Genomic DNA, 23,925 nt, shown 5'->3' with positions numbered 1-23,925 from the left:
TGATGTCACCTGACGACAGGTGCCCTTCACGATGACACACGGCGGCACTGTGCGCGAACTCCGGCTGAGCGCCGAAGGCCCGCTCGCGGCATCCGCTCGGTAGACTGGTCGCGGTCGTCGGATCCCGGCGGCCCTGGGCGCGCACATCGGCGCGCAGTCCTCGTGGCCGTTCGCGCATTCGCGGAGCCCCGCCCGCGCCCCACGAGCGACGTTCGTCCAGGCACTTCACATGACCTCTTCGATTCCCACGGTGCATCCTGCGCCGCCGTTCCCCTGGCTCGGGCTCATCGTGCTCGCCGCCGCCGTCTTCCTCTCGGTCACGATCGAGATGCTCCCCACGGGCCTGCTGCCCGACATGAGCCGCGAGCTCGGCGTCGGCGAGCCCCTCGTCGGCCTGCTCGTGACCGTGTTCGCGGGCACCGTCGTCGTGCTGACGGTTCCGCTCGCGGCGCTGACCAAGCGCCTGCCGCGCCGCCGCCTCATCGTGATCACCCTCGCCGTGCTCGCGCTCAGCTGCGTGCTGACGTCGATCGCCCCGAACTACCCGACGGTGCTCGCGACGCGCGTGCTCGGCGGTGCCGCGCACGGCGTGTTCTGGTCGGTCGTCGGCGCATACGCCGGGCACCTCGTGCCCAAGGAGCAGCTCGCGCGGGCCGTGTCGATCAGCGTGGCCGGCGGTTCAGCCGCGTTCGTGCTCGGCGTTCCGCTCGGCACGGCGCTCGGCCAGGCCCTCGGCTGGCGCGTCGCCTTCGCCGCGATGGGCGTGCTGACGCTGCTCGGCGCGCTGCTCGTGTGGCGGTTCCTGCCGCCGGTGCGCCACCACGCCGGTGAAGCGGATGCCGCGCCCCTGCGCCTGCGCAGCGATCGCACGTTCATGCCGGTGCTCGTGGTCTGCGCGATCACCGCCGTCACGATGATCGGCATGTACACGTTTTACACGTACATCGCGCCGTACATCACCGACGTCATGGGGCTCCCGTCGAGCGCGATCAGCCCGATGCTGCTCGCCTACGGCATCGCCGGCGCGGTGGGCCTGGTGCTCGCCGGGGCGGTGCTCGGCCGGCGCCCGACGGCCGGCCTCGTCGTCGCCCTCGTCGCGACGGGTCTCGGCGTCGCCGGCCTGGCGGCGTTCCCGACCACGCCCGTCGTGGGCATCGGCAGCTTCCTGCTGTTCGGTACGGCGTTCGGCGCCCTCCCGACGATGCTCAACACGCGCCTGCTGCACACGGCGTCGGCCCGCATCCGCGACGCCGCGGCATCCTTCTACACGACCGCGTTCAACACGGGCATCGGCGGCGGAGCGCTGCTCGGCGCCGTGCTCTTCGGCGTGATCGGCCTCTCGGCGCTGCCGTGGGTGTTCGTCGCGCTGCTCGTGTGCTCGACGACCGCGCTCATCTGGACGGCGCTCGTCAACCGCGTCGGCCGGTAGTCACTGCTGAGCAGCCGGGCGAGGTCAGCCGACTGCGGGCGGCGGCACCGGCGGGCCGACCATGAGCAGCACCGTGAACGCCGCCGCGACGGCGACGACGCCGACCGCGATCGAGATCGCCGGGCGCGCGAGCACGAGTCGCAGCACGCGGTTCGGGAACGAGCCGTCGGCGGGGTGGTCGCCGGCCTCGCGGCGCCAGTCGCCCTCGAGGTGGCCGCGACGCACGAGCCACAGCTCGAACGGGATCGTCGCGTAGGGCACGATCGCCGTGAGGAGGGCGAACGCGATGCGCCCGACGTTCCAGCGCTGGTTCACGCCGACGACGACGGCGATCACGGCGTAGGCGAGGAACACGAACCCGTGGATGCCGCCGCCGATGGTCACGGCGATGTCGACGCCGAACCCGTACTTCAGGATCATGCCCGCGATCAGCAGCGTCCAGGTGATCGCCTCGGCGACGGCGAAGGTGCGGTACAGGCGTTTCGGTGACACGGGTGCTCCAGAGGTCGGGGTCCCTCCATGCTCGCAGGGCGGGCCTGTGCGAGGCCTCCGACGAACGGTTGAACTCCGGCCGGCCAACACGGCGAGCGGATGTCACGTGGTCGGCCCGCGGCATCCGCTCGCCCGAGCCCGGCGAGCCCGACGGAGTACCCTTGACCGGTGACCGAGCAGGATGTGCGCGACCTTGTCGAATCGAACCTCGCGACGATTCCCGACTTCCCCGAACCGGGAGTGCTCTTCCGCGACCTCACGCCGGTCTTCGCGAACGGGCCGGCCTTCCACGCCCTCTCCGAGGCGCTGACGGCGCCCTTCGCCGGCACCTTCGACGTGCTGGCCGGCGTCGAGGCGCGCGGGTTCCTGCTGGCGGGCGCCGCGTCGGCGCTCTGCGGGGCGGGGCTCTTGCCGATCCGCAAGGCGGGCAAGCTGCCGCGCAAGGTGCTCCGCGAGGAGTACGCGCTCGAGTACGGCACCGCAGCGCTCGAGGTGCACGAGGGCGAGCTGCCGCCAGGCACGCGCGTGCTCATCGTCGACGACGTGCTGGCCACCGGCGGAACGGTCGCGGCCGCCGCCAGACTCGTCGAGCGCGCAGGATGGCAGGTCGCGGGCATCTCGGTCGCGATCGAGCTCGTCGACCTCGGCGGTCGCGCGGCGCTCGACGACCGCTACGAGACGTTCTCGCTGCTGCAGTACTGAGCCCAGCCGACCGAGCCCCTGCCGACTGAGCCCTCGTCACCCGAGGCGACCTCAGTTGTTTTGAATGACTCAAAAGAACCGATACGTTGGAGCCATGACCACCGACGAGATCCGCGACGCGGCCGCCGGGCACCTCCGCTCGGCGGGGTTGCGCGTGACGGCGCCGCGACTCGCGATCCTCGAGGCGGTCACCGGCAACGGGCATCTCGACGCCGACGCGGTTCACGCACGCGTGGGCGTCGACCACCCGGGCATCCCGCTGCAGACCGTGTACAACGTGCTCGCCGACCTGAACGCGGCCGGCCTCCTCCGGCGCATCGAGCCGGCGGGGTCTGCGGCGCTCTACGAGAGCCGCATCGGCGACAACCACCACCACATCGTGTGCACGCGATGCAGTGCCGTGGCCGATGTCGACTGCATCGTCGGGCAGGCGCCGTGCCTCGCCCCGTCCGATGCGGGCGGGTTCGTCGTGCACACCGCCGAGGTCACCTTCTGGGGCCTCTGCGCGAGCTGTCGGCAGGAGGCCGCGGCCTAGCCTCCGCCGGGAATGCCCGTGCCACGCCGTCTCGGCGCCCTTCGCCGTACCCGCCAGCGGGTGCGTTCGGCGCGCCGTCGCGGCATCCGTCACCCTACTGAGAAGGAACAGATGACCGAGAACACCACCACCCAGACCGGAACGCCCGTCGCCAGCGACGCGCACTCGCTCACCGTCGGCGCCGACGGACCCACCGTGCTGCACGACCGCTACCTCGTCGAGAAGCTCGCCCAGTTCAACCGCGAGCGCATTCCCGAGCGCATCGTGCACGCCAAGGGCGGCGGCGCGTTCGGTCGCTTCGAGGTGACGGCGGATGTCTCCGCGTACACGCGGGCCGCGGTCTTCCAGCCGGGCGCCGACTCCGAGACGCTGATGCGGTTCTCGTCGGTCGCCGGCGAGCAGGGATCGCCCGACACCTGGCGCGACGTGCGCGGATTCTCGGTGAAGTTCTACACGACCGAGGGCAACTACGACATCGTCGGCAACAACACCCCGGTGTTCTTCATCCGCGACGCCATCAAGTTCCCCGACTTCATCCACTCGCAGAAGCGACTGCCGGGCTCCGGCCTCCGCGACGCCGACATGCAGTGGGACTTCTGGACCCTCTCGCCCGAGTCGGCGCACCAGGTCACCTACCTCATGGGCGACCGCGGCCTGCCGAAGTCCTGGCGCGAGATGCACGGCTTCGGGTCGCACACGTACCAGTGGATCAACGCGGCCGGCGAGAAGTTCTGGGTGAAGTACCACTTCCGCTCGCAGCAGGGCGACCTGCACCTCGACGCCGAGACCGCCGAGGCGATCGCCGGCGCCGACGCCGACTACTACCGCCGCGACCTCCACGAGGCGATCGAGGCGGGCAACCACCCCAAGTGGGACCTGCACGTGCAGGTCATGCCCTACGAGGACGCGAAGACCTACCGCTTCAACCCGTTCGACCTCACGAAGGTGTGGCCGCACGCGGACTACCCGCTGATCCCGGTCGGCACGCTGACGCTCGACCGCAACCCGCAGAACTTCTTCGCCGAGATCGAGCAGGCGGCCTTCTCACCCGCGAACACCGTGCCCGGCATCGCGATCAGCCCCGACAAGATGCTCATGGCCCGCGTGTTCAGCTACCCCGACGCGCAGCGCTACCGCGTCGGCACGAACTACAATCAGATCCCCGTGAACGCGCCGCACGCGGCACCCGTGCACAACTACTCGCAGGACGGCGCGCAGCGTCACGGGTTCAACTCGCCCGCAGCGCCGGTCTACGCGCCGAACTCCTTCGGCGGGCCCGTGGCGTCCGCCGGGGCCGCCGCTGAGGGCGGCTGGGAGAGCGACGGCGAGCTCGTGCGCTCGGCGTACACGCTGCGCGCCGACGACAGCGACTTCGGCCAGCCGGGCACGCTCTACCGCGAGGTGTACTCGCCCGAGGCGAAGCAGCGCCTGCTCGAGACCCTGACGGGTCAGGGCGGGGCCATCACGGTCGACGAGATCCGCGAGCGGTTCTTCCAGTACTGGACGAACGTCGACGCGAACCTCGGTGCGGCGCTGCGTGCCGCGGTGGGTGCGGTGGGCGCGGCCGCGTAGCGGTCGGCCCTGGCGGGCGGGGCGCGAGGCGACTCGCGTCCCGCCCGTGCGTCCGGCCTCGGCGCCCGTGCGTCCTGGTCCCGCGCGTCGCGTCCCGCCCCGCCGAGGTGCGTGCTAGTCGCCGCCCGAGTCCGCCGCGGGGCCGAGCTTCACCGTGTACGTCGGCTCGAGCTCGACCTCCACGTCGCTCGGGTCGATGCCCGCCTCGCGGAGGGCGCTCTCGAGGGACGCCGTCTCGGGCCGGCCGCCGTCCCCCTCGAACTTCGCGACGATGACGCCGTTCGCGGTCGTCACGCTCGTCAGCTCCCAGCCGACGTCGGCGCCCCAGTCCTTGGCGACGCCGTGCACGGTCGACTCCCGGGTGACGTTCTGCGCCGTCTGCACGCTCGTGATCGTGAGGGGCACGATGACGACGATGCCCATGAGCGTGAGGGCGATGGCCGTGTTCCGCCGCTTGTGCGCGATCTGCCGCATGTCGGCCGGTGGCGCCGCCAGCCGACTCGCGCCGTAGACGGCCATCACGACGATGCCCGTGCCGATGATCGCGGCGACGTTCGTGAGGAAGAGCAGCAGGGCGCCGAGCGCCTGATCGGGAGCGCCGGACTGCAGCGTGAGCCCCACGACCGACAGCGGCGGCACGAGCGAGATCGCGATCGCGACGCCGGGCAGCGTGTCGGAGATGTCGCGCCGAACGAGGGCGATCGACCCGACGACGCCCGTCGCGAGCGCGGCGAGCAGGTCGATGAGGCCGGGGGACACCCGACTGGCGACCTGCGAGTTGTTCGACGCGACCACCTCGTTCACGACCACGAGGCCGACGGCGAACCCGATGCCCACCGCGGTCGCGGCACCCGCGACGAGCAGCAGCAGCGAGCGGATGAGCGCGTCGCGGTCGCCGAGCACCGTCGCGAGCATCGTGCCCTGGATGGGCAGCATGAGCGGCGCCACGATCATCGCGCCGATGACCGTCGCCGTCGAGTCGGCGACCACGCCGGCGGCGGCGATGATCGACGACAGGATCAGCAGCATCCAGAAACGGCTCAGCTTGTGCGGTGACTCCGGGCCGTCGAACAGCACGGCATCGCGCATGTGCGCGAGGTCGTTCAGCTGCGGTCTCGGACGCGTGGTCTCACTCATCTCGGCCCCCTCGCTTCTGCCCCGGCAGGTCTGCGCGCGCCGATCCTATCGACGCGGCACCCCCGCCGGGCGGCTCACGCGCCCTGCGTCGCCGCCTCCCGCGCGCGCAGGTCCTTGCGCAGGATCTTGCCCGAGCTCGACTTCGGCACCACGTCGATGAACTCGACGGCGCGCACCTTCTCGTGCGGCGCGACGTGCTCGGCGACGTAGGCGATGACCGCGTCGGCGTCGAGCGCGGCACCGGGCTGGGCGACCACGAACGCCTTCGGGATCTCCTGCCCGTCGTCGTCGAGCACGCCGATGACCGCGGCGTCCGCGACATCCGGGTGCCCCAGCAGCACCGCCTCGAGCACCGCCGGCGCGACCTGGTAGCCCTTGTACTTGATGAGCTCCTTCAGCCGGTCGACGATGCGGTAGACGCCGTCGGCGGTGACCGTCGCGATGTCGCCCGTGTGCAGCCATCCGTCGGCGTCGAGCATCTGGGCGGTCGCCTCGGGGTTGCCGAGGTAGCCCTTCATGACCTGCGGGCCGCGGATCCAGAGTTCGCCGGGATCGCTCGCGCCGTCGGCCGGCACGTCGACGTCGACGCCGGAGTCGACGTCGACCACGCGCGCCTCGGTGCTCGGCAGCAGGTGGCCGATGCTCGAGCGGTCGAGGTCGGGCCGGTCGAGCGCGATGACGTGCGTCACGGGGCTCGTCTCGGTCATGCCGTAGCCCTGGCAGACGATGCAGTCGAGCCGTTCGGCCACGAGCTCGGCGAGGGCGCCGTCGAGCGGCGCCGCACCCGAGAAGACGACCTTGACGCTCGAGAGGTCGGCCTGCGCGACGAGCGGATGCTTCGCGAGCGCGACCGCGATCGGCGGCGCGATGAACACCCACGTCGCCCGGTGCTCGCCGATGACGCGCAGGAACTCGACGAGGTCGAACTTCGGCATCGTCACGAGGCTCGCCCGGCACTTCAGCGCGTAGTTCAGCAGCACGGTCATGCCGTAGATGTGGAAGAACGGCAGCACCGCGAGCACGCGGTCCGACGATTCGAGCCCGATCGACTCGACGTTCTGGGCGACGTTGGCCACGAGGTTGCGGTGCGTGAGCATGACGCCCTTCGGCCGCCCGGTGGTGCCCGACGAGTACGGGAGCACGGCGAGGTGCTCGGCCGGGTCGAACGAGACATCCGGCGCCGAGTGCCCCTCGCCGAGCAGGTCGCGCAGCGACGGATGTCCCTCCGCGCCGTCGAGCACGACGAGGTGGTCGTCGGCGATGCCGACCCGCGCGGCCGCGGCCTTCGCCTGGGGGAGCAGCGGCGACACCGTGAAGAACCAGCGGGCACCGGCATCCGTCAGCTGGTTCGCGATCTCGTCGGGCGTGTAGAGGGAGTTCACGGTCGTCGCCGTGGCCCCCGAGCGCAGGATGCCGTGGAAGACCGTCGCGAACGCGGGAACGTTCGGGCAGAGCACCGCCACCACATCGCCGACGCCGACGTCGCGCGCGGCCAGCGCCCCCGCGAGGAGCTGGACCTGGCCGACGAGCTGCCGGTAGGTCGTCGTCGCGCCGCTCGTGCCGTCGATGATCGCGACGGCATCGAGGTCGTCATCGGCCAGCCCCCCGAACAGGTAGTCGAACACGGACAGGTCGGGAATGGTCGCGTCAGGGCGCGGGCTGCTGGCCATCGGATCTCCTTCGATCAACGGGTGCAGCCATCATCCGCCATCGCAGGCGGGGAGGGAAGGGCGGATGCCGCAGCGGGCGGCATCCGCTCGGATCACGAGTTCGTGCCGTCGGAGGTTCCGGCGTCGCCGCCCTGCTGGTCGCCCTGGTCGCCGGACTGACCGCCCTGCCACGGGCCGCCGCCGTCGGGCAGGTCGGGACGTTCGCCGTCGCCCGGGAACTGCCCGGGGCCGCCCTGGACGTCGCCGCCCGACGGCACGCCGAGGAGCCCGTTCAGCACGGAACTCGCCGAGCCGGCGGCGAACCCGCCCGTGAACGAGAGGAGCAGGAGCAGGACGCCCCCGAGACCAGCACCCAGATGGGGCGGTACCCGGGAGTCTTCGCGGTCTGCGCCGAGCTGGTCGCCTTCGAGGTCGCCGTCGTCGTGGCTGGAGGCTACGCCTCGACGAGCGCCTTCCGGATCACGCTCGTGAAGAACCCGAGCCCGTCGACGCCCGAGCGCATGGCTGCGGCGGTGTCGGGGCCGAAGCCGGGCTCGACCGCGTGCTCGGGGTGCGGCATGAGGCCGACCACGTTGCCGCGGGCGTTCGTGATGCCGGCGATGTCGCGCATCGAGCCGTTGGGGTTCACGTCGACGTAGCGGAACACCACGCGACCCTCGCCCTCGAGGCGGTCGAGCGTGTCGGCGTCGGCGATGAATCCGCCCTCGCCGTTCTTCAGCGGGATGGTGATCTGCTGGCCGGCGTCGAATCCGCTCGTCCAGTCGGTCGACGCGTTCTCGACCGTGAGCACCTGGTCGCGGCAGATGAACGAGCCGTGGTCGTTGCGGATCAGGCCGCCCTCGAGCAGGTGCGCCTCGGTGAGCATCTGGAAGCCGTTGCAGATGCCGAGCACGGGCATGCCGGCGTTCGCGGCGTCGACGACCTCGGTCATGATCGGCGACAGCGAGGCGATCGCACCGCAGCGCAGGTAGTCGCCGTAGCTGAACCCGCCGGGCAGGATCAGCGCGTCGACGCCCTCGAGGTCGTGCGAGCCGTGCCAGAGGGCGACGGGCTCGGCGCCGGCGAGGCGGACGGCGCGCTGCGCGTCGCGGTCGTCGAGCGAGCCGGGGAAGGTGATGACGCCGATCCGCATGGCCTCAGGCCTCCGTGGACTCGACGGCCTCGTCGCCGAAGTCGATGTTGACGACGTCCTCGATGACCGAGTTCGAGAGGATCTCCTCGGCGATCTGCTGCACGTTCGCGCGCAGCTCGTCGTCGACCGGACCGTCGACGGTGAGTTCGAAGCGCTTGCCGATGCGCACGGAGCTGAAGCCCGTGCGTCCGGTGCGCGAGAGGGCGCCGGCGACGGCCTTCCCCTGGGGGTCGAGCAGTTCGGCCTTGGGCATCACGTCGACGACGATGGTGGGCACCGTGGTTCTCCGTCCGGTGTCGAGGGTGTGGAAGCCTCGATTCTACCGGGGCGGGCGACGGCGCGCGGCCACCCCCTCGTCGACGTCGGCGGCCGGGTTCGGCCTCGTGTTGCGGCCTCCGAATTCCAGATGTACTATTCCGGATGGAATAAACGCACCGGAACATGATTGGAGCAGCGGATGCCGCAGCTGAACCCGCTCGCGTTCTCGGCGCTCGCCATCCTGATCGACGCGCCGATGCATCCGTACGAGATGTACCAGCTGATGCTGGCGCGCAAGGAGGACCGCGTGGTCAAGGTGAGCGCAGGGTCGCTCTACCGCGCGGTGGAACGGCTCGCACGCGACGGGCTGATCGCCCCGACGTCGACCGAGCGCATGGGCAACCGGCCTGAGCGCACGGTCTACACCGTCACCGAGGCGGGCCGGGCCGCGTTCGACGAGCGTCTCGAGGAGATGCTCGCCCGGCACGTCAACGAGTTCCCCGAGTTCCCGCTCGCCGTCGGCGAGGCCCACAACCTGCCGGTCGACCGGGTCGTCGAACTGCTGGGCGCCCGGCTCGACGCGATCCGCGACGGCATCGCCTGGTACGACGCCGCGGTGGTGCGCATCGCCTCGAAGGGCAAGCCCAAGAGCTTCGTGCTCAACGTCCACTACACCCGCGCGATGCTCACGGCCGAAGCCGAGTGGCTCGCCGCGACCGTCGACGAACTCCGCTCCGGCGAGCTCGAGTGGCCGTCGGGCGACCCCGCCCCACTGACCTGACCGCTCGGCGGTCCACCTGACCCGACCGCTCGGCGGTCCACCTGACCCGACCGCTCGGCGGTCCCCCTGACCCGACCGCTCGGCGGTCCCCCGTTCTGGAGGAACACATGTCAACCGAACCCCGGCGGCCCGCGCGGCTGCAGACCGAATACAAGCCGTGGCCGGCGCTCTGGGCGCTCGTCATCGGGTTCTTCATGATCCTGGTCGACTCGACCATCGTCTCCATCGCCAACCCCGCGATCATGCGCGACCTCGGCACCGACCTCACGGCGGTGCTGTGGGTGACCTCCGCCTACCTGCTGGCGTACGCCGTGCCGCTGCTCATCACCGGCCGGCTCGGCGACCGCTTCGGCCCGAAGAACGTGTACCTCGTCGGTCTGGCCGTCTTCACGCTCTCGTCGCTCTGGTGCGGCCTGTCGAACGACATCACGATGCTCATCGCCGCGCGTGTCGTGCAGGGCCTCGGCGCCGCGCTGATGACCCCGCAGACGATGGCGGTCATCACGCGCATCTTCCCGCCGCAGCAGCGCGGCGCCGCGATGGGGCTCTGGGGCGCCGTCGCGGGCGTCGCGACGCTCGTCGGCCCGATCGTCGGCGGCCTCCTCGTCGACTCGCTCGGCTGGGAGTGGATCTTCATCGTCAACGTGCCCGTCGGCGTCGTCGCGTTCGTGCTCGCGGTGCGGCTCGTGCCCAAGCTCGAGACCCACCAGCACTCCTTCGACTGGCTCGGCGTCGTGCTGAGCGCGGTCGGCATGTTCCTCGTGATCTTCGGCATCCAGGAGGGCTCGACCTACGACTGGGGCACCATCACCGGGCCGATCACCGTCTGGGGCCTCATCATCACGGGCCTCGTGGTGCTCGTCGCCTTCGTCGTCTGGCAGCGCTTCAACCGCAAGGAGCCGCTGCTGCCCCTCGACCTCTTCAAGGATCGCAACTTCGCGCTGTCGAACGCCGCGATCACCTTCGTCGGCTTCGCCATCGTCGCCATGCCGCTGCCGCTCGCGTTCTTCTACCAGGTCGCCCGCGGGCTCGAGCCCACGCAGGCCGCGCTCATGCTCGTGCCGATGGCCGTGGTGTCGGGCGTCATGGCGCCCTTCATCGGTCGCCTGACCGACCGCGTCGACCCGAAGCGGATCGCCTTCGCCGGCTTCACGATCACGGCCGGCGCGCTCAGCGCGATGTCGCTGCTCATCACGCCCGACGTCGAGCTCTGGGTGCTGCTCATCCCCGCCGCCTTCCTCGGCCTCGGCATGTCGGGCATCTGGGCGCCGCTCGCCTCGACGGCGACGCGCAACCTGCCCCCGCAGCAGGCCGGCGCCGGCTCGGGGGTCTACAACATGACCCGCCAGTTCGGCTCCGTCTTCGGCGCCGCGGCGATCACCGCGCTGATGAACGCCCGGCTCGAGGCGAACCTTCCCGGGTTCGCCGAGGCCGGGGGCGAGCAGGCGTCGACCGCGGGCCAGGCGCTCCCGCCGCAGATCGCGACGGGGTTCACCGAGGCCATGTCGCAGTCGCTCTGGCTGCCCGTCATCGGGTTCGCCGTCGGCGCCGTGCTGGTGCTGTTCTTCGCCAAGCCCAAGGTGACGGTCGACTGGGAGCACAAGGGCGCTGCCGCGTGGACGGATGCCGCAGGCCCGACCACGGGCTCGCTCACCGCGGTCGACTGACCGACGCCGCCGCCCGGACGAGAACGGAGCGCATCGGCACCCGATGAGGGTGTCGATGCGCTCCGTTCCTCGTACGGCGTGTTCCCCTTCGCCGAGCTCGAATCGTGCGGCCGCTCAGTTCCGTCGGCGGCCGAACGATCGGATGACGAGGGTGAGGGCGAGCACGGCGGCCGCGCCGACGGCGATGACGAGGCCGGGATTCTCCCGGTACCGCGCCTGCACGTAGCCGACGCCGTCGTCGACGAACTCGCGGCCGGTCCGGTACGCCTGCTGCGCCTGGGCCTGAGTGGCGTCGAGCGCCTCGGCGCCCGCGTCCTTCGCCTGCGCCGCAGCCGACTTGAGGCCGCCGACCATGTCGTCGACGGTGGCCTTCGCGTCGTCCACGGCACCGGAGACGGCACTCGCCGCGGCGCTCGCGGCGGCGGCGGCCGCGTCGCGGGTCTCGCTCACGGCATCGTCCGCGTGCTTCGCGGCATCGTCGGCGTGCTTCGCCGCGTCCGTCGCGGCACCTCGCACCTCGTCCGTGGCTCGGGTCGCGGCATCCGTCACCTTCGCGGCCGCCTCGCGTGCCGCTGCCGTCGCATCCGAGGTCGTGCGGTCCGTGTCCGTCATGCTGCCCTCCTGGCGTTCGGGGGCGGGCAGCCGCCGGTCGTGGCCGCTCACCCGTCCTGTGGGTGCGGCCATGCTACGTCCGCGTCCACCGGAACGTCTGATCGCGGCTGAGGGGTTGTCAGGGCGGTCCGCGGGTGCTAGCGGGAGGCCCGCAGGCGGGAGCGGGAGGCCCGCGTCAGGCCAGCCCGGCGCGTTCGAGCAGCACCTGCTTGAGCACGTCGCGCGTCGCGGCCATGCCCCGGTGCACCTCCTCGAAGCTCGTCGAGAGCGGCGACAGGCCGATGCGGATGCCGCCGGGATCGCGGTAGTCGGGAATGACGTCCTGCTGCCAGAGCCGCGCGACGACCTCGCGCATCTCGGGATGGGAGAACGTGACGTGGCCGCCGCGCAGCTCGACCTCGTCGGGGGAGGCGAGGGTCACGCCGAGCGGGGCCAGCCACTCGGCGGCGAGCGAGATCGCGAACTCCGTGAGGGCGACCGACTTCGCCCGGAGCGCGGGCATGCCCGCCTCCTCGATCATGCCGAGCGTCTCCTGCATCGCGAGCATGCCGACGATGGGGGCGGTGCCGCTGATGAAGCGCTGCATGCCGGGCGCCGGCCGGTACTCGGGCCCCATGAGGAACATGTCGGTCGTGCCCCACCAGCCCTGGATCGGCTGCTCGAGCACGTCATGCAGGTCTTCGCGCACGTACGCGAACGCCGGGGAGCCCGGTCCGCCGTTGAGGTACTTGTAGGTGCAGCCGACGGCGAGGTCGAAGCCCCATTCGTCGGCCTTCACGGGCACCGAACCGGCCGAGTGGCAGAGGTCCCAGAGCACGAGCGCCCCGGCGTCGTGCGCGATGCGGGTGAGCTCGGGCGCATCGGCGAGGTACGCGGAGCGGTAGGCGACGTGCGAGATCACGACGAGGGCGGTGTGCGGCCCGACGGCGGCGGCGAGCTGCTCGGGCGTCACGCCGGCGGAGGTGTCGACGTCGATCCACCGCAGGGTCAGCCCGCGCTCCTTCGCGATGCCGTCGAGCACGTAGCGGTCGGTCGGGAAGTTGTCGGTGTCGAGCACGATCTCGCGCCTCGCGGGGTCGCGCGCCACCTGGGCGTCGACGGCCGCGCGCGCGAGCTTGTAGAGCAGCACGGTCGTCGAGTCGCCGATGACGGTCTGCCCGGCCTTCGCCTCGATCACGGCGCGGCCGATGCGGTCGCCGATCTCGTTCGGCAGGCGCAGCCAGGACTCGTCCCAGCCGCGGATCAGCCGCCCGCCCCAGCTCTCGCGCAGGAACTCCTCGACGCGTGCGATCGCCGAGATCGGGGGGCGGCCGAGCGAGTTGCCGTCGAAGTAGACGAGGTCGGTGTCGGCGCCCTCGAACCGCGCCCGGTGGTGCGCGAGGCCGTCTGAGCGGTCCATGCGCCGGGCGAACGCGAGCTGGGGGTCGAGCGTCACAGGGTCTCCAGGTCTTCGGCTTCTTCGGTGGGCACGAGGACGGCGCCGGCGAGCCACGCGGGCAGGTCGTCGAGCGTCTCGGGTGCGGGGTCGGCGGCGAACGTCACGACGCCCTCGGCGGGGTCCTCGCGCGGCCACGGATCGGTCAGGGCCTCGAGCACGTCGGATGCCGCGAGCCCCGCCTCGACGAGCAGTTCGAGTTCGCGGGGGTTCACGCCGAGCGGCTGGTCGCCGTTGCCGAGGTCGGTGCCGTAGAGGACGCGGCCGCCCGCGGCGTGGAACCGGCGGAGGTTGTCGACCGCGCGTGCGGCGTCGGGCGTGCGCTCGCCGTAGCCGGCCACGAACAGGGTCGAGATCCACCGCTGTCCGAGCGCGACGGCGCGGGCGATGAGCTCGTCGTCGACCTGCTCGGTGAATGGGGCGTGCGCGAGCGCGTCGACGCCGGCGTCGATCGCGAGCCGCGCCATGCCCTCGCCCTCGACGTGGGCGACCACCGGCAACCCCCGCGCGTGCGCCGCGGCGACGATCGCGTCGAGCGTCGTGGCATCGAAGACGGCGCCGGCTGCGGTGTTGAGGGCGACCTTGACGACGGATGCCCCGAACGCATGCTGCTCGGCCACGGCCGCCTCGGCCGGCGAGGGCAGCGCGCCACGTCCGTCGCCCTCGGCCGGCGGCACCTCGCGGGCGCATCCCTCGGCGGCCCAGGTCCGGCCGACGGGATACCCGCCGGGAGCCGTGAGGAACGCGCCGGCGAAGTCGGTGCGCGGCAGGCCCTCGCGGCTGCGGAGGTCGGTCAGCACGTCGAGCGGGGCGCCGAGGTCGAGCACCGCGCCGAGCGCGGAATCCACGAGGGCGTCGGCCCCGATGATCATGAGGTGCACGTGGTGATCGACGAGCGGAGGCAGCCGCGTGCCGACCACGCCGGGATGGTCGCCGTTCAGCGAGCGCCGGGCGCGGGACGCGAGCGGCCCGAGGTCGAGCCGGTCGTCGGTGGCCGGAGCCGAGTCGTCGAGCTGCGGCATCCGATCACCCCGGGATCTCGGTGCGCACGGCGTAGAGCTCGGGGAAGAACGTGAGCTCGAGTGCACGTTGCAGGAACGGCGCACCGCTCGACCCGCCCGTGCCCGGCTTCGAGCCGATGATGCGCTCGACCGTCTTCAGGTGCCGGAACCGCCACAGCTGGAAGTTGTCCTCCAGGTCGACGAGCTCCTCGCAGGTCTCGTACGCCGCCCAGTGCTGGTCGGTGTGCGCGTAGATCTCGGCGAACACCGGCACGAGCTCGGGCACGAAGGTCCACGCCTGGGTCACGTCGCGTTCGAGCACCGACGCCGGGATCGGGTAGCCGGACCGCGCGAGCAGCCGCAGGAACTCGTCGTAGAGGCTCGGCGTCTCGAGCGCCGCGGTCAGCATGGCGTGGGCCTCGGCATCCGCCTCGAAGACCTTCAGCATGCGGGGGTTCTTGTTGCCGAGCACGAACTCGACCGCGCGGTACTGGTACGACTGGAACCCGCTCGCGTTGCCGAGCACCCCGCGGAACTGCGCGTATTCGGCCGGCGTCAGGGTTGCGAGCACCGACCACTGCTCGGTCAGCGTCTTCTGGATGTGCTTCACGCGGGCGACGCACTTGAGCGCCCGCGCGAGCTCGTCGGCCCGCAGCAGGTCGCGTGCCGTCTCGAGCTCGTGCAGCACGAGCTTCAGCCAGAGCTCGGTCGTCTGGTGCTGGATGATGAACAGCAGCTCGTCGTGGTGCTCGGGCCGGGAGATCGGCCGTTGCGCACTGAGCAGCGTCGGCAGGTCGAGGTAGCCGCCGTAGCTCATGCGGTCGCTGAAATCGGTGACGACGGATGCCTCGATACGGCGGGTGTTGCCCTCGACGCCGTCGTTCGCGCGATCGTCGACGCCGGCGTCGGGCTGCTCGGTACTCACAGGTCCAGCCTAGCCGCGGGGCCTCTCCCGTCGGTCGAGGAGCGAAGCGTATCGAGACCAGCGGCGATTCGTGCTGCGCGAGGCGAGGCGGGTCGGGCGCGGCGGGCGCTCCCCCCGACCGGTCGAACCGGCGGTCTGCCCGCCGCACCGCATCCTTCTCCCCCAAGAAGGCCGTTCGGCTCGGAAATGGATGAAACGGAGCCGACTCTCCGAATCCTATCGGAATCCCGGCGTAGGGTGAACTCCATGACTTCGAACGCATCGCCGCGCCGCGATGCGCGACGGAACCACGAGCGACTCCTCGTCGAGGCGAGGCTGCTCTTCGCCGAGCGCGGTGTCGACGCTCCGCTCGACGAGCTGGCGACCAGGGCCGGCGTCGGACCGGGCACCGTCTACCGGCACTTCGCGAACCGCGACGCACTGATCCGCGAGTTGTACGACACCGGGGTCGCCGACCTGCACGACCTCGCGCCCGAGATCCTCGGCGCCGAGACGGGCTGGCGCTCGATCGAGCTCTACCTCGAGCGCCTCGCCGAGTGGCTCATCGGGTCGCCGTACGTGCCGGCCGTGATGCGGCGCATGGCCGTCATCGACCCGTCGTACAAGCCGGGCGCCGAGTTCGCCGATGCGATCGCCGGCATGGTCGCCCGCGCCCAGGCCGAGGGCAGCCTCCGCACCGACGTGACGGCGGTCGACCTCAGCGTGCTCGTCGACATGCTCGGAAGCCTCGGCCAGTACGGCGGCGCCTACCTGCCGTTCTGGCGACGGCAGCTCACGATCGTGCTCGACGGGCTGCGCGCGCGGCCCGACAACACGCCCGTCCCGGGCGATGGGCAGGCGTTCGACGAGTTCCACGACATGTCGCACGCGAAGGGGCCGCGGCCGGCAGCGACCCAAGCGTCCCCGCACCCGTCGGGCGAGTAGGCGCTCCAGCGCCGCACCCGTCGGTCGAGGAAGCGCTCCGGCGCCGCACCCGTCGGTCGAGGAAGCGCTCCGGCGCCGTATCGAGACCAGCCGTCAGGCGGCCGGTTCCGCGCCCGCGCGCACCTCGACGAGGTTGGCCCACGGGTCGTCGAACGCGAGCGAGCGGCCGTCGTCGCGGGTCGGCACGCTGAAGTGCGACATCCGCTCGCCGAGTTCGCCCAGGTCGTCGACGGTCGGCACGACGATCTCGACCTTGCCGAGCCCGAGGGCGAGCCCGCGACGCCCCGCGCCCCGGCTGCCCCACGTGTTCATGGCCATGTGGTGGTGGTAGCCGCCCGCCGAGACGAAGATGGCCTGATCGCCCATGGCGGCGGTGGTCTCGAAGCCGAGGCGGTCGACGTAGAACTCGCGGGCGCTCGCGATGTCGCCCACTGAGAGGTGCACGTGCCCGACGACCGCGTCGCCGAGCCCGGTTCCGGATGCCGCGGCATCCGCCCCGACCTGGCCGAGGTGTTCACGGAGGTAGGCGTTGGGGTCGAGGAAGATGGTCGCCATCTCGACCTGGCCGTGCACCCAGCTCCACCCGGAGCGGTCGCGGTCGAAGTAGAGCTCCACGCCGTTGCCCTCGGGGTCGGTGAAGTAGAAGGCCTCGCTCACGAGGTGGTCGGCGCTGCCCGTGAAGGTGCCGGGGTAGCGCGAGGCGACCGCGAGGATCGCGGTCGCGAGCGCCTCGCGCGAGTCGAAGAGGATGGCCGTGTGGTACAGCCCCGCGTCACGCGGCGAGGCATGCTTGAGCTCGGGTGCGTGCTGCAGGATCACGACGGGCGTGGTGCCGCGGCCGAGCACGGCCACGGGGCCGTCGTGGCTCAGCAGTTCGAGCGTGACACCGTCGCGGTAGTAGCGGATCATGCCGTCGAGGTCGCCGACGCGGAGCGTGACGGCGCCCATGCCCGTGTCGGCGGCGAGGAGTCCGGCGCCCTGCGGCGCTCCATTGGTTGTAAGCACAACTAATTATAACCCGTCGGCGACGAACCCTATTCCGACCATTGACGACATCTCCCTTGAGCACACTCCGTCGCCGTCCCTATTGTTGGAGTCATCAGCGGCTCCCGGGGCACGATGGGGAGCCCTCATCGAGGGGAACGAAACATGGGTATGGACAACCTGGTGCTCTACGTCGCAACGTACGACGCCGCCACCACCGCGACCGACGACTACCGCCTGCTCAAGCAGGCCGAGTCCTCGTCGGACCTCGAGGTCGTGTCGTCGGTCGTGCTGCGCCGCGGTGACGACGGACGTGTCACCGTCGACGAGCACGGCACCGGTCAGGTCGCCGCGGGTGCGTGGATCGGCGGTGCCGCCGGTCTCGTCGTCGGGTTGTTCTCCCCGCCGCTGCTCGCCGCGACGGCCATCGGAGCGGGCGTCGGCGCGATCTCCGGCAAGCTCGCGAAGAAGCACGACGAGAAGAAGGTGGGCATCGAACTCGAGGAGTACCTCCCGAAGGGGACGTCGGCGATCGTCGCGGTCATCGACGACAAGTACCTCGACCGCATCGATGCGGCGCTCGCGCAGACGCAGAAGAAGATCAGCAAGGCCATCGACCGCGATGACTACGAGCAGCTCGAGAAGGCCATCGACGAGGGCGGCGACAAGATCGCGAAGGCGATCGCGTCCTGACCCGACCAGACGAGACGAACGGCCGGCGCTCCTGCGCCGGCCGTTCGTCGTTCAGGCACCCGACGTGCGGGCGCCGGTCGTTCAGGCGCCCGTCGTCAGGCGTTCGAGCAGCTCGCGGTACTTCGCCGCGGTCTGCTCCACGATCTCGTGCGGCAGGGTCGGCGCCTCCTCGGTGGCGTCCTGATCCCAGTTCGCGGCCAGCCAGTCGCGCACGATCTGCTTGTCGAAGCTCGCCATGCGCAGCTCGGGGGTCGCCTCGGTCGCGTACGCCGCGGCATCCCAGTATCGGCTCGAATCGCTCGTGAGCACCTCGTCGCCGAGGGTCACGATGCCCGTCGCGCGGTCGGCGCCGAACTCGAACTTCGTGTCGGCGAGTACCAGTCCGCGCGCCTCGGCGAAGGCCGACGCCTTCGCGAAGATCTCGAGCGACAGCTCGCGCAGCTGGGCCGCGACGACCTCGCCGACGATCTCGACCGTGCGCTCGTAGCTGATGTTCTCGTCGTGCTCGCCGAGCGGCGCCTTCCAGGCGGGGGTGAAGATCGGCTCGGGCAGGCGGTCGCCGTTCGAGATGCCCTCGGGCAGCGGGATGCCGCCGATGGCGCCCGTCTGCTGGTACTCCTTCCAGCCGCCGCCCGTGATGAATCCGCGCACGACGCACTCGATCGGGAACATGTCGAGCGTGCGGCAGAGCGTCGCCCGATCGACGAGCTCCGCGGGGACCTCCGGCAGGTCGAGCGCCTGCAGCCGGTCGTCGAGCGGGTGCGCGAGGTGGTTCGGCACCTCGGGCAGCTGGTCGAACCACCAGTGCGTCAGCCGGGTGAGCATCGCGCCCTTGCCCGGGATCGCGGGCTCGAGCACCTGGTCGAAGGCGCTCACCCGGTCGCTCGCGACCACGAGCACCACGGGCGAGATCCGCAGCGGGTCGCCGGTCCAGGTGTCGTCGTCGTCGAGCACGGACGTCGGCACGTAGAGGTCGCGCACCTTGCCCGAGTAGACGTGGGTCCAGCCGGCGTACTCGGTGTCGCTCATGGTGCTTCCTTACTCCGCGACGCGCGCGGCGATGTCGGTGCGGTACTGGCCGCCGTCGAGGCGCAGGTGGCCGAGCGCCTCGTAGGCGCGGCGACGGGCCTCGCCGAAGTCCTCGCCGACCGCGACGACGTTGAGCACACGGCCGCCGGTCGCGACGAGCGGCGAGGCGCCGTCGACCTCGGCGCCGACGGCGGTCGCCGCATGTGCGATGTGCACGCCGGGAACGGATGCCGCGGCATCCAGCCCCTCGATGGCGCGCCCGGTCTCGGGCGCCTCGGGGTACCCCTCGCTCGCGAGCACGACCGTGACCGCGGCGTCGGGGCGGAACACGGGGCGGGGCAGCTCGCCCAGCCCGCCCGTGGAGGCCGCCAGCAGCAGGCCCGACAGCGGGGTCTCGAGTCGCGGCAGCACGACCTGGGTCTCGGGGTCGCCGAAGCGCGCGTTGAACTCGATCACGCGGATGCCTCGCGTCGTGAGGATGAGCCCCGCGTAGAGCAGGCCGACGAACGGCGTCTGCTCGTCGGCGAGCTGCTTCACGGTCGGCAGGGCGATGGTCTCGATGACCTCGTCGACGAACGCCTGCTCGCTGCCGAAGTCGGCGTCGAGCCACGGCAGCGGCGAATAGGCGCCCATGCCGCCGGTGTTCGGGCCCTGATCGCCGTCGCGCAGGCGCTTGTAGTCCTGGGCGGGCGAGAGGGGCAGCACGTTCGTGCCGTCGGAGAGCAGGAACAGCGAGACCTCCTGGCCGTCGAGGAACTCCTCGACGAGCACGGGACCCTGCTGCAGGTAGTGGGCCGCGTGCGCGAGCGCCGCATCGCGGTCTTCGGTGACGAGCACGCCCTTGCCCGCGGCGAGGCCGTCGGCCTTCACGACGTACGGCGCACCGTACTCGTCGATCGTCGCCTCGACGTCGGCGAGGGTCTCGGCGAGGCGCGCACGGCCGGTCGGCACGTTCGCCGACTCCATGATGCGCTTCGCGAAGGTCTTCGAGCCCTCGAGCGCGGCGGCCGCCTTGCCCGGGCCGAACACGGGCACGCCGCGACGACGCAGTGCGTCGGCGACGCCCGCGACGAGCGGCGCCTCGGGGCCCACGACGACGAGGTCGATGTCGTTGTCGAGCGCGTAGGAGGTGACGATGGAGGGGTCGGTCGGGTCGAGCGCGATCGTCTCGACGCTGCCGCGGCCCGACGAGGTCGCGGATGCCGCGATGCCGGCGTTGCCCGGTGCGGCGATGATCTCGTGTCCGGCCTCCTCTTCGAGGAGCGCGAGGATGATGGCGTGCTCGCGCGCGCCCGAGCCGAGGATGAGGATTCTCACCGGTTCAGGCTACCCGATGGGTCACCTGCCGCCCGGGCCGCGAGCCCTGCGAGACGGCCCGTGACGGCGGGGTGCGGGAGGATGGAGCACATGGCACGAGCGAGGATCGGCGACGACGAAGGACGCGCGGCGGTGGCCGCCTGGCGGGCGGCATCCGGTGAGGCGTCGGCCGCGGCATCCGCCCCGCCCTCGATCGATCGCACGACGCTCGCACTCGCGGTGCGCTACTCGCTGCAACTGCTCGCCGAGCGCGCCCCCGGCGGCACCGTCGAGGTGCGCGTGCCCCCGTTCGCCGCGGTGCAGTGCGTCGAGGGCCCGAAGCACACGCGCGGCACCCCGCCCAACGTCATCGAGACGGATGCCGCGACCTGGCTGTCGCTGGCCACCGGCGCCCTCACGTGGGCCGACGCCCGAGACGCGGGCCGCGTGCACGCCTCGGGCCAGCGTGCCGACCTCGAGGGGCTGCTGCCGGTGCTGCGCGGCTGACCTGCACAGCGGCCGAGCCGCCTCAGCGCACCGGCAGCACCAGCGGCACGCCCGTGCGCGGGTGCTCGATCACCTCGACCGGCTGCGCGTACACCGCCTCGATGCGCTCGGCCGTGAGCACCTCGGCGGGGCCGCCGTGCGCCACGACCCGGCCCTGCTCGAGCAGCGTGATCTCGTCGGAGTAGGCCGCCGCGAGGTTCAGGTCGTGCAGCACGACCACCACGGCATCGCCGGCCGCCGCCTGGGCGCGGGCGAGGCGCAGCACGTCCTCCTGGTGCCGCAGGTCGAGGGCCGCCGTCGGCTCGTCGAGCAGCAGCACCGGCGAACGCTGTGCGAGCACGCGGGCGAGCGCGACGCGGGCCTTCTCGCCGCCCGAGAGGTTCGCGACCGGGCGATCGGCGAGGTGCGAGACATCCGTCGCCGCCATGGCGCGCGAGATCTCGCGGTCGTCGTCGTCTTCGGCCGGCGTGCGGGCCCACGGGTGGCGGCCCATCTCGACGATCTCGCGCGAGCGGAACGAGAAGGTCACGCTGTGGTCCTGCGTCAGCACGGCGCGCGTGCGGGCGAGGTCGCGCAACGGCCAGTCGGACAGCGGGCGGTCGTGCAGCAGCACGCGTCCGGCGCTCGGTGCCCGGTCGCCGGCCAGCACGGCGAGCAGCGTGGACTTTCCGGCGCCGTTGGGGCCGAGCAACGCGTGCACCCGCCCGGGAATCGCCGCGAACGAGACATCCGTCAGCAGGGTCGCACGGTCGATCGTGACCGAGACGTGCTCGGCGACGAGGCCGGTGGCGGTCATCGCCAGCCCCCGGCGCCCTTGCGCTGACGGCGCAGCAGCCAGAAGAAGAACGGGCCGCCGACGAGCGAGGTGAGCATGCCGATCGGCAGGTCGGCCATCGGCACGGCCGTGCGGGCCACCAGGTCGGCGACGAGCAGCAGCAGGGCGCCGCCGAGTGCGCTCGCCGCGATGAGGCCGCGGTGCGCCGGGCCGATGACCATGCGCATGAGGTGCGGCACGATGAGGCCGACGAAGCTGATGATGCCCGCGAACGCGACGGCCGCACAGGTCAGCACGGCGACGAGCACGATCGAGATGATGCGCACGCGCTCGACGTCGACCCCCAGGTGACGGGCGCTGCGCTCGCCGAGCGAGAAGAGGTCGAGCTGCCGGGCGAGCACGAACGAGAACATGAGCGACACCACGACGAGCGGCGCGATCACGCCGATCTCCTGCCAGCGCGAGCCGTTCAGCGAGCCGAGCTGCCAGAAGATGATCTCCTCGCGGCTCGCCGTGTCGCCGAGAAACGTGAGCAGCGCGAGCCCGCCGGCGGCGAACGCGTTCACCGCGATGCCCGTGAGCACGAGCGTGACGACCTCGGTTCGGCCGCCCGAACGGCTCGCGAGGTAGACGACCATCGTCGTCGCGAGGCCGGCGAGGAACGACGCCCCCGCCGTCACCCAGTCGCTCGTCGCCGTCAGGCCGAAGACGATCGTGACGGCGGCGCCGAGCGCGGCGCCCGACGAGACGCCGACGACGCCGGGCTCGGCCAGTGGGTTGGCGAACACCGCCTGCATGAGCGTTCCGGCGACCGCGAGGGCGGCACCGATCAGGATCGCGGCGACGATGCGCGGAAACCGGATCGTCCAGAGTGCGGCGTCGACGTGCGGGGCGGCCGCCGGAGCGTCGCCAAGGCCGAGGCCGCGCAGCAGGCTGTTCCACACCTCGCCTGGCGCGATCTGCAGTTGCCCCATGCCGGCCGAGACGAGTGCGAAGACCACGAGCGCGACCGAGAGTCCGGTGAACAGCGCGATGCGCCGACGCGTCGAACGGCGGGTTTCGAGCGGTGCGGATGTCGCGACGGCCGAGTCTGCGGAGGCCTCGAGCCGAGTCATCCGTCGGTGCCGTTCGCAGTGTCGTCGGCGTTGTCGGATGCCGCGGCGACCGTCGCGGGTGCGTACACCGCACGGGCCAGCGCGTCGACGACCGCCGGCGTGCGCGGTCCGAACCCGAGGATCTCGGTGTCGGCCATGTCGACGATGCGCCGGTGCTCGCCGGCGGGCGTGGCGGCGAGTGCGGGCAGCCGTTCGAGCAGCCCGTCGACGCCGCCGGCCGACGCGAGGCCTTCGGTCATGACGAGCACGACGTCGGGGGCCGCCTGTACAAGCGCCTCGGCGGTCACGGGCCGCATGCCCTCCCAGCCGATCTCGCCGGCGACGTCGAAGCCGCCGACGGCGTCGATGAGCGAGTCGGCGCCGGACTCCTCGCCGAAGAGGTAGTAGACGTTCGCGCTGCCGCGCACGTAGAGGAAGATCATGCGCGGCCGATCGGCCGGATCCGCGGGGATCGACGCGTCGATCGGGGTCGTGACGGCGGTGAGGTCGTCGTCGATCGCGGACTTCAGCAGTTCGGCCCGCTCTGGGACCCCGAGTGCGGTCGCGATCTGATCGACGAGTTCGCCGATGTTCTCGACGCTGCGCTCCTTCGTCACGATGACGACCGGGATGCCGGCGTCGCGCAGTTGGGCGAGGGCGTCACGCGGGCCGAGCGTGGTGTCGGTGATCACGACGGTCGGATCGAGCGAGAGCACGGCCTCGGCCGACAGGGTGTGGCCCTCCTGCGTGACCTCCGGCAGGTCGGCGGCCTCGGGGAAGCCCGTCGACGAGTCGCGGCCGACGACCTGGTCGCCGAGGCCGAGGCTGAAGACGGTCGCGGCGATCGTGCCGGTGATGTCGAGGGGCAGGATGCGCTCGGTCGACGCCACGGTGACCTCGACGCCGTCGACGCCCGTCACGGTCAGGGGCACGGCGGATGTCTCGTCGGACTCGACGATCGGCAGGCTGGTGTCGGCGAGGCACGCCGTCGACGGTCCGTCGAGGGTGCGCACGTCGGCAGCGAGCTCGAGCTGGTCGAACGGAGTCGAGGCGCCGGGGCATTCGGCCTCGGCGGAGCCGGCGGAGTCGGCCGTGCCGGCGGCGGCGTCGGTCGTCGCGCATCCGCTGAGCGTCAGCGCCACGAGGGCCGCGAGCGTCGTGAGGGCGGCGCGCGCGTTTCGGGTGATCGTCATATTGAGGGTAGCCTTACCTCACCTTGCGTGGTGAGCGTTCGTCCGCTTATGTTAGATGAGCCTAACCTAACTTCAGGCATCC

At 71.6% G+C, this 23,925-nt stretch carries 25 protein-coding genes; 9 read left to right on the top strand and 16 right to left on the bottom strand.

Annotated features, from left to right (window positions below; genetic code table 11):
- Window positions 1-229 precede the first annotated feature (229 nt).
- On the top strand, window positions 230-1,429 hold the full coding sequence (locus ABIC29_RS17745) for an MFS transporter (RefSeq protein ID WP_354247607.1): 1,200 nt from the start codon (window positions 230-232) through the stop codon (window positions 1,427-1,429).
- Between the two features lie 24 nt (window positions 1,430-1,453).
- On the opposite strand, the gene ABIC29_RS17740 is transcribed toward ABIC29_RS17745, so the two are convergent.
- Complete coding sequence (locus ABIC29_RS17740) at window positions 1,454-1,921, bottom strand: DUF3817 domain-containing protein (RefSeq protein WP_354247604.1); 468 nt, start codon at window positions 1,919-1,921, stop codon at window positions 1,454-1,456.
- A 168-nt stretch (window positions 1,922-2,089) separates the two neighbouring features.
- Between ABIC29_RS17740 and ABIC29_RS17735 the strand changes: the two genes are divergently transcribed.
- The 3 genes from ABIC29_RS17735 to ABIC29_RS17725 all read left to right on the top strand — a co-directional run bounded on the left by ABIC29_RS17735 (window position 2,090) and on the right by ABIC29_RS17725 (window position 4,730).
- Complete coding sequence (locus ABIC29_RS17735) at window positions 2,090-2,623, top strand: adenine phosphoribosyltransferase (protein WP_354247601.1); 534 nt, start codon at window positions 2,090-2,092, stop codon at window positions 2,621-2,623.
- A gap of 94 nt (window positions 2,624-2,717) precedes the next feature.
- Entirely contained in the window at window positions 2,718-3,158 is a 441-nt protein-coding gene (locus ABIC29_RS17730; RefSeq protein ID WP_354247599.1) for a Fur family transcriptional regulator, read from the top strand.
- A gap of 111 nt (window positions 3,159-3,269) precedes the next feature.
- A complete protein-coding gene (locus tag ABIC29_RS17725; protein ID WP_354247596.1) occupies window positions 3,270-4,730 on the top strand; it encodes a catalase in 1,461 nt (486 codons plus the stop codon).
- A gap of 114 nt (window positions 4,731-4,844) precedes the next feature.
- On the opposite strand, the gene ABIC29_RS17720 is transcribed toward ABIC29_RS17725, so the two are convergent.
- The 5 genes from ABIC29_RS17720 to purS all read right to left on the bottom strand — a co-directional run bounded on the left by ABIC29_RS17720 (window position 4,845) and on the right by purS (window position 8,946).
- Entirely contained in the window at window positions 4,845-5,867 is a 1,023-nt protein-coding gene (locus ABIC29_RS17720) for a DUF389 domain-containing protein (protein WP_354247593.1), read from the bottom strand.
- Between the two features lie 74 nt (window positions 5,868-5,941).
- Complete coding sequence (locus tag ABIC29_RS17715) at window positions 5,942-7,537, bottom strand: AMP-binding protein (RefSeq protein ID WP_354247590.1); 1,596 nt, start codon at window positions 7,535-7,537, stop codon at window positions 5,942-5,944.
- Window positions 7,538-7,629: 92 nt separating this feature from the next.
- Complete coding sequence (locus tag ABIC29_RS17710; RefSeq protein ID WP_354247587.1) at window positions 7,630-7,815, bottom strand: hypothetical protein; 186 nt, start codon at window positions 7,813-7,815, stop codon at window positions 7,630-7,632.
- A gap of 155 nt (window positions 7,816-7,970) precedes the next feature.
- On the bottom strand, window positions 7,971-8,669 hold the full coding sequence (purQ, locus tag ABIC29_RS17705) for a phosphoribosylformylglycinamidine synthase subunit PurQ (protein WP_116085664.1): 699 nt from the start codon (window positions 8,667-8,669) through the stop codon (window positions 7,971-7,973).
- A gap of 4 nt (window positions 8,670-8,673) precedes the next feature.
- Window positions 8,674-8,946: a phosphoribosylformylglycinamidine synthase subunit PurS gene (purS, locus tag ABIC29_RS17700; RefSeq protein ID WP_116085666.1), complete on the bottom strand. Its 273-nt coding sequence runs from the start codon at window positions 8,944-8,946 to the stop codon at window positions 8,674-8,676.
- 180 nt (window positions 8,947-9,126) lie between these two features.
- Between purS and ABIC29_RS17695 the strand changes: the two genes are divergently transcribed.
- Window positions 9,127-9,708: a PadR family transcriptional regulator gene (locus ABIC29_RS17695; protein ID WP_116085669.1), complete on the top strand. Its 582-nt coding sequence runs from the start codon at window positions 9,127-9,129 to the stop codon at window positions 9,706-9,708.
- A gap of 107 nt (window positions 9,709-9,815) precedes the next feature.
- Window positions 9,816-11,375, top strand: coding sequence for a DHA2 family efflux MFS transporter permease subunit (locus ABIC29_RS17690; protein ID WP_502915503.1), 1,560 nt, complete (start codon window positions 9,816-9,818; stop codon window positions 11,373-11,375).
- Window positions 11,376-11,489: 114 nt separating this feature from the next.
- On the opposite strand, the gene ABIC29_RS17685 is transcribed toward ABIC29_RS17690, so the two are convergent.
- The 4 genes from ABIC29_RS17685 to kynA all read right to left on the bottom strand — a co-directional run bounded on the left by ABIC29_RS17685 (window position 11,490) and on the right by kynA (window position 15,348).
- The gene (locus tag ABIC29_RS17685; RefSeq protein ID WP_116085672.1) at window positions 11,490-11,987 is read right to left on the bottom strand and encodes a hypothetical protein; all 498 of its coding nucleotides are present in this window, start codon (window positions 11,985-11,987) and stop codon (window positions 11,490-11,492) included.
- 175 nt (window positions 11,988-12,162) lie between these two features.
- Entirely contained in the window at window positions 12,163-13,386 is a 1,224-nt protein-coding gene (locus ABIC29_RS17680) for a kynureninase (protein WP_116085777.1), read from the bottom strand.
- 32 nt (window positions 13,387-13,418) lie between these two features.
- Window positions 13,419-14,444 (bottom strand): amidohydrolase family protein, encoded by a 1,026-nt coding sequence (locus ABIC29_RS17675; protein ID WP_116085675.1) that lies wholly within the window; start codon window positions 14,442-14,444, stop codon window positions 13,419-13,421.
- A gap of 4 nt (window positions 14,445-14,448) precedes the next feature.
- Complete coding sequence (gene kynA / locus ABIC29_RS17670) at window positions 14,449-15,348, bottom strand: tryptophan 2,3-dioxygenase (RefSeq protein ID WP_116085678.1); 900 nt, start codon at window positions 15,346-15,348, stop codon at window positions 14,449-14,451.
- Window positions 15,349-15,594: 246 nt separating this feature from the next.
- Here kynA and ABIC29_RS17665 point away from each other — a divergent pair, with 246 nt between their 5' ends.
- Window positions 15,595-16,272, top strand: coding sequence for a TetR/AcrR family transcriptional regulator (locus ABIC29_RS17665; protein ID WP_354247581.1), 678 nt, complete (start codon window positions 15,595-15,597; stop codon window positions 16,270-16,272).
- A 93-nt stretch (window positions 16,273-16,365) separates the two neighbouring features.
- Here the strand turns inward: ABIC29_RS17665 and ABIC29_RS17660 are convergent, their stop codons facing one another.
- Window positions 16,366-17,220 carry a VOC family protein gene (locus tag ABIC29_RS17660; RefSeq protein WP_354247930.1) on the bottom strand — a complete coding sequence of 285 codons (855 nt, stop codon included), beginning with the start codon at window positions 17,218-17,220 and terminating at the stop codon, window positions 16,366-16,368.
- A gap of 201 nt (window positions 17,221-17,421) precedes the next feature.
- Here ABIC29_RS17660 and ABIC29_RS17655 point away from each other — a divergent pair, with 201 nt between their 5' ends.
- Window positions 17,422-17,949 carry a DUF1269 domain-containing protein gene (locus ABIC29_RS17655; RefSeq protein WP_147309227.1) on the top strand — a complete coding sequence of 176 codons (528 nt, stop codon included), beginning with the start codon at window positions 17,422-17,424 and terminating at the stop codon, window positions 17,947-17,949.
- 81 nt (window positions 17,950-18,030) lie between these two features.
- On the opposite strand, the gene ABIC29_RS17650 is transcribed toward ABIC29_RS17655, so the two are convergent.
- Window positions 18,031-18,978 (bottom strand): phosphoribosylaminoimidazolesuccinocarboxamide synthase, encoded by a 948-nt coding sequence (locus tag ABIC29_RS17650; protein WP_354247578.1) that lies wholly within the window; start codon window positions 18,976-18,978, stop codon window positions 18,031-18,033.
- A 9-nt stretch (window positions 18,979-18,987) separates the two neighbouring features.
- Window positions 18,988-20,295, bottom strand: coding sequence for a phosphoribosylamine--glycine ligase (purD, locus tag ABIC29_RS17645; protein ID WP_354247575.1), 1,308 nt, complete (start codon window positions 20,293-20,295; stop codon window positions 18,988-18,990).
- 90 nt (window positions 20,296-20,385) lie between these two features.
- On the opposite strand from purD, the gene ABIC29_RS17640 reads away from it, so the two are divergent.
- Window positions 20,386-20,781, top strand: a complete 396-nt coding sequence (locus tag ABIC29_RS17640; protein WP_354247573.1) for a sterol carrier family protein — start codon at window positions 20,386-20,388, stop codon at window positions 20,779-20,781.
- A gap of 22 nt (window positions 20,782-20,803) precedes the next feature.
- On the opposite strand, the gene ABIC29_RS17635 is transcribed toward ABIC29_RS17640, so the two are convergent.
- From ABIC29_RS17635 to ABIC29_RS17625, 3 genes are read right to left on the bottom strand one after another with little or no spacing between them, the layout of a single operon-like run.
- The gene (locus ABIC29_RS17635; RefSeq protein ID WP_354247570.1) at window positions 20,804-21,577 is read right to left on the bottom strand and encodes a heme ABC transporter ATP-binding protein; all 774 of its coding nucleotides are present in this window, start codon (window positions 21,575-21,577) and stop codon (window positions 20,804-20,806) included.
- Window positions 21,574-22,671 carry a FecCD family ABC transporter permease gene (locus ABIC29_RS17630; RefSeq protein ID WP_354247567.1) on the bottom strand — a complete coding sequence of 366 codons (1,098 nt, stop codon included), beginning with the start codon at window positions 22,669-22,671 and terminating at the stop codon, window positions 21,574-21,576. The genes ABIC29_RS17635 and ABIC29_RS17630 overlap by 4 nt, the downstream gene beginning before the upstream one ends.
- Entirely contained in the window at window positions 22,668-23,843 is a 1,176-nt protein-coding gene (locus ABIC29_RS17625; protein WP_116085700.1) for a heme/hemin ABC transporter substrate-binding protein, read from the bottom strand. Before ABIC29_RS17625 ends, ABIC29_RS17630 begins: the two co-directional genes overlap by 4 nt.
- Window positions 23,844-23,925: the final 82 nt, after the last annotated feature.

This window comes from Agromyces sp. PvR057 (genome assembly GCF_040547485.1).
Taxonomy (GTDB): Bacteria; Actinomycetota; Actinomycetes; order Actinomycetales; family Microbacteriaceae; genus Agromyces.
Note: the sequence above shows the minus strand (reverse complement) of the source record. Positions and strands in the feature narration are given on the sequence as shown.

Excerpts from the sequence above, each read along its gene's own strand:
- ABIC29_RS17745 (WP_354247607.1), top strand. The coding sequence starts at position 230 with ATGACCTCTTCGATTCCCACGGTGCATCCTGCGCCGCCGTTCCCCTGG.
- ABIC29_RS17730 (WP_354247599.1), top strand. The coding sequence starts at position 2,718 with ATGACCACCGACGAGATCCGCGACGCGGCCGCCGGGCACCTCCGCTCG.
- ABIC29_RS17725 (WP_354247596.1), top strand. The coding sequence starts at position 3,270 with ATGACCGAGAACACCACCACCCAGACCGGAACGCCCGTCGCCAGCGAC.
- ABIC29_RS17720 (WP_354247593.1), bottom strand. The coding sequence starts at position 5,867 with ATGAGTGAGACCACGCGTCCGAGACCGCAGCTGAACGACCTCGCGCAC.
- ABIC29_RS17715 (WP_354247590.1), bottom strand. The coding sequence starts at position 7,537 with ATGGCCAGCAGCCCGCGCCCTGACGCGACCATTCCCGACCTGTCCGTG.
- purQ (WP_116085664.1), bottom strand. The coding sequence starts at position 8,669 with ATGCGGATCGGCGTCATCACCTTCCCCGGCTCGCTCGACGACCGCGAC.
- ABIC29_RS17695 (WP_116085669.1), top strand. The coding sequence starts at position 9,127 with ATGCCGCAGCTGAACCCGCTCGCGTTCTCGGCGCTCGCCATCCTGATC.
- ABIC29_RS17690 (WP_502915503.1), top strand. The coding sequence starts at position 9,816 with ATGTCAACCGAACCCCGGCGGCCCGCGCGGCTGCAGACCGAATACAAG.
- ABIC29_RS17685 (WP_116085672.1), bottom strand. The coding sequence starts at position 11,987 with ATGACGGACACGGACCGCACGACCTCGGATGCGACGGCAGCGGCACGC.
- ABIC29_RS17680 (WP_116085777.1), bottom strand. The coding sequence starts at position 13,386 with ATGGACCGCTCAGACGGCCTCGCGCACCACCGGGCGCGGTTCGAGGGC.
- ABIC29_RS17675 (WP_116085675.1), bottom strand. The coding sequence starts at position 14,444 with ATGCCGCAGCTCGACGACTCGGCTCCGGCCACCGACGACCGGCTCGAC.
- ABIC29_RS17665 (WP_354247581.1), top strand. The coding sequence starts at position 15,595 with ATGACTTCGAACGCATCGCCGCGCCGCGATGCGCGACGGAACCACGAG.
- ABIC29_RS17660 (WP_354247930.1), bottom strand. The coding sequence starts at position 17,220 with ATGGGCGCCGTCACGCTCCGCGTCGGCGACCTCGACGGCATGATCCGC.
- ABIC29_RS17655 (WP_147309227.1), top strand. The coding sequence starts at position 17,422 with ATGGGTATGGACAACCTGGTGCTCTACGTCGCAACGTACGACGCCGCC.
- ABIC29_RS17650 (WP_354247578.1), bottom strand. The coding sequence starts at position 18,978 with ATGAGCGACACCGAGTACGCCGGCTGGACCCACGTCTACTCGGGCAAG.
- ABIC29_RS17640 (WP_354247573.1), top strand. The coding sequence starts at position 20,386 with ATGGCACGAGCGAGGATCGGCGACGACGAAGGACGCGCGGCGGTGGCC.
- ABIC29_RS17635 (WP_354247570.1), bottom strand. The coding sequence starts at position 21,577 with ATGACCGCCACCGGCCTCGTCGCCGAGCACGTCTCGGTCACGATCGAC.
- ABIC29_RS17630 (WP_354247567.1), bottom strand. The coding sequence starts at position 22,671 with ATGACTCGGCTCGAGGCCTCCGCAGACTCGGCCGTCGCGACATCCGCA.
- ABIC29_RS17625 (WP_116085700.1), bottom strand. The coding sequence starts at position 23,843 with ATGACGATCACCCGAAACGCGCGCGCCGCCCTCACGACGCTCGCGGCC.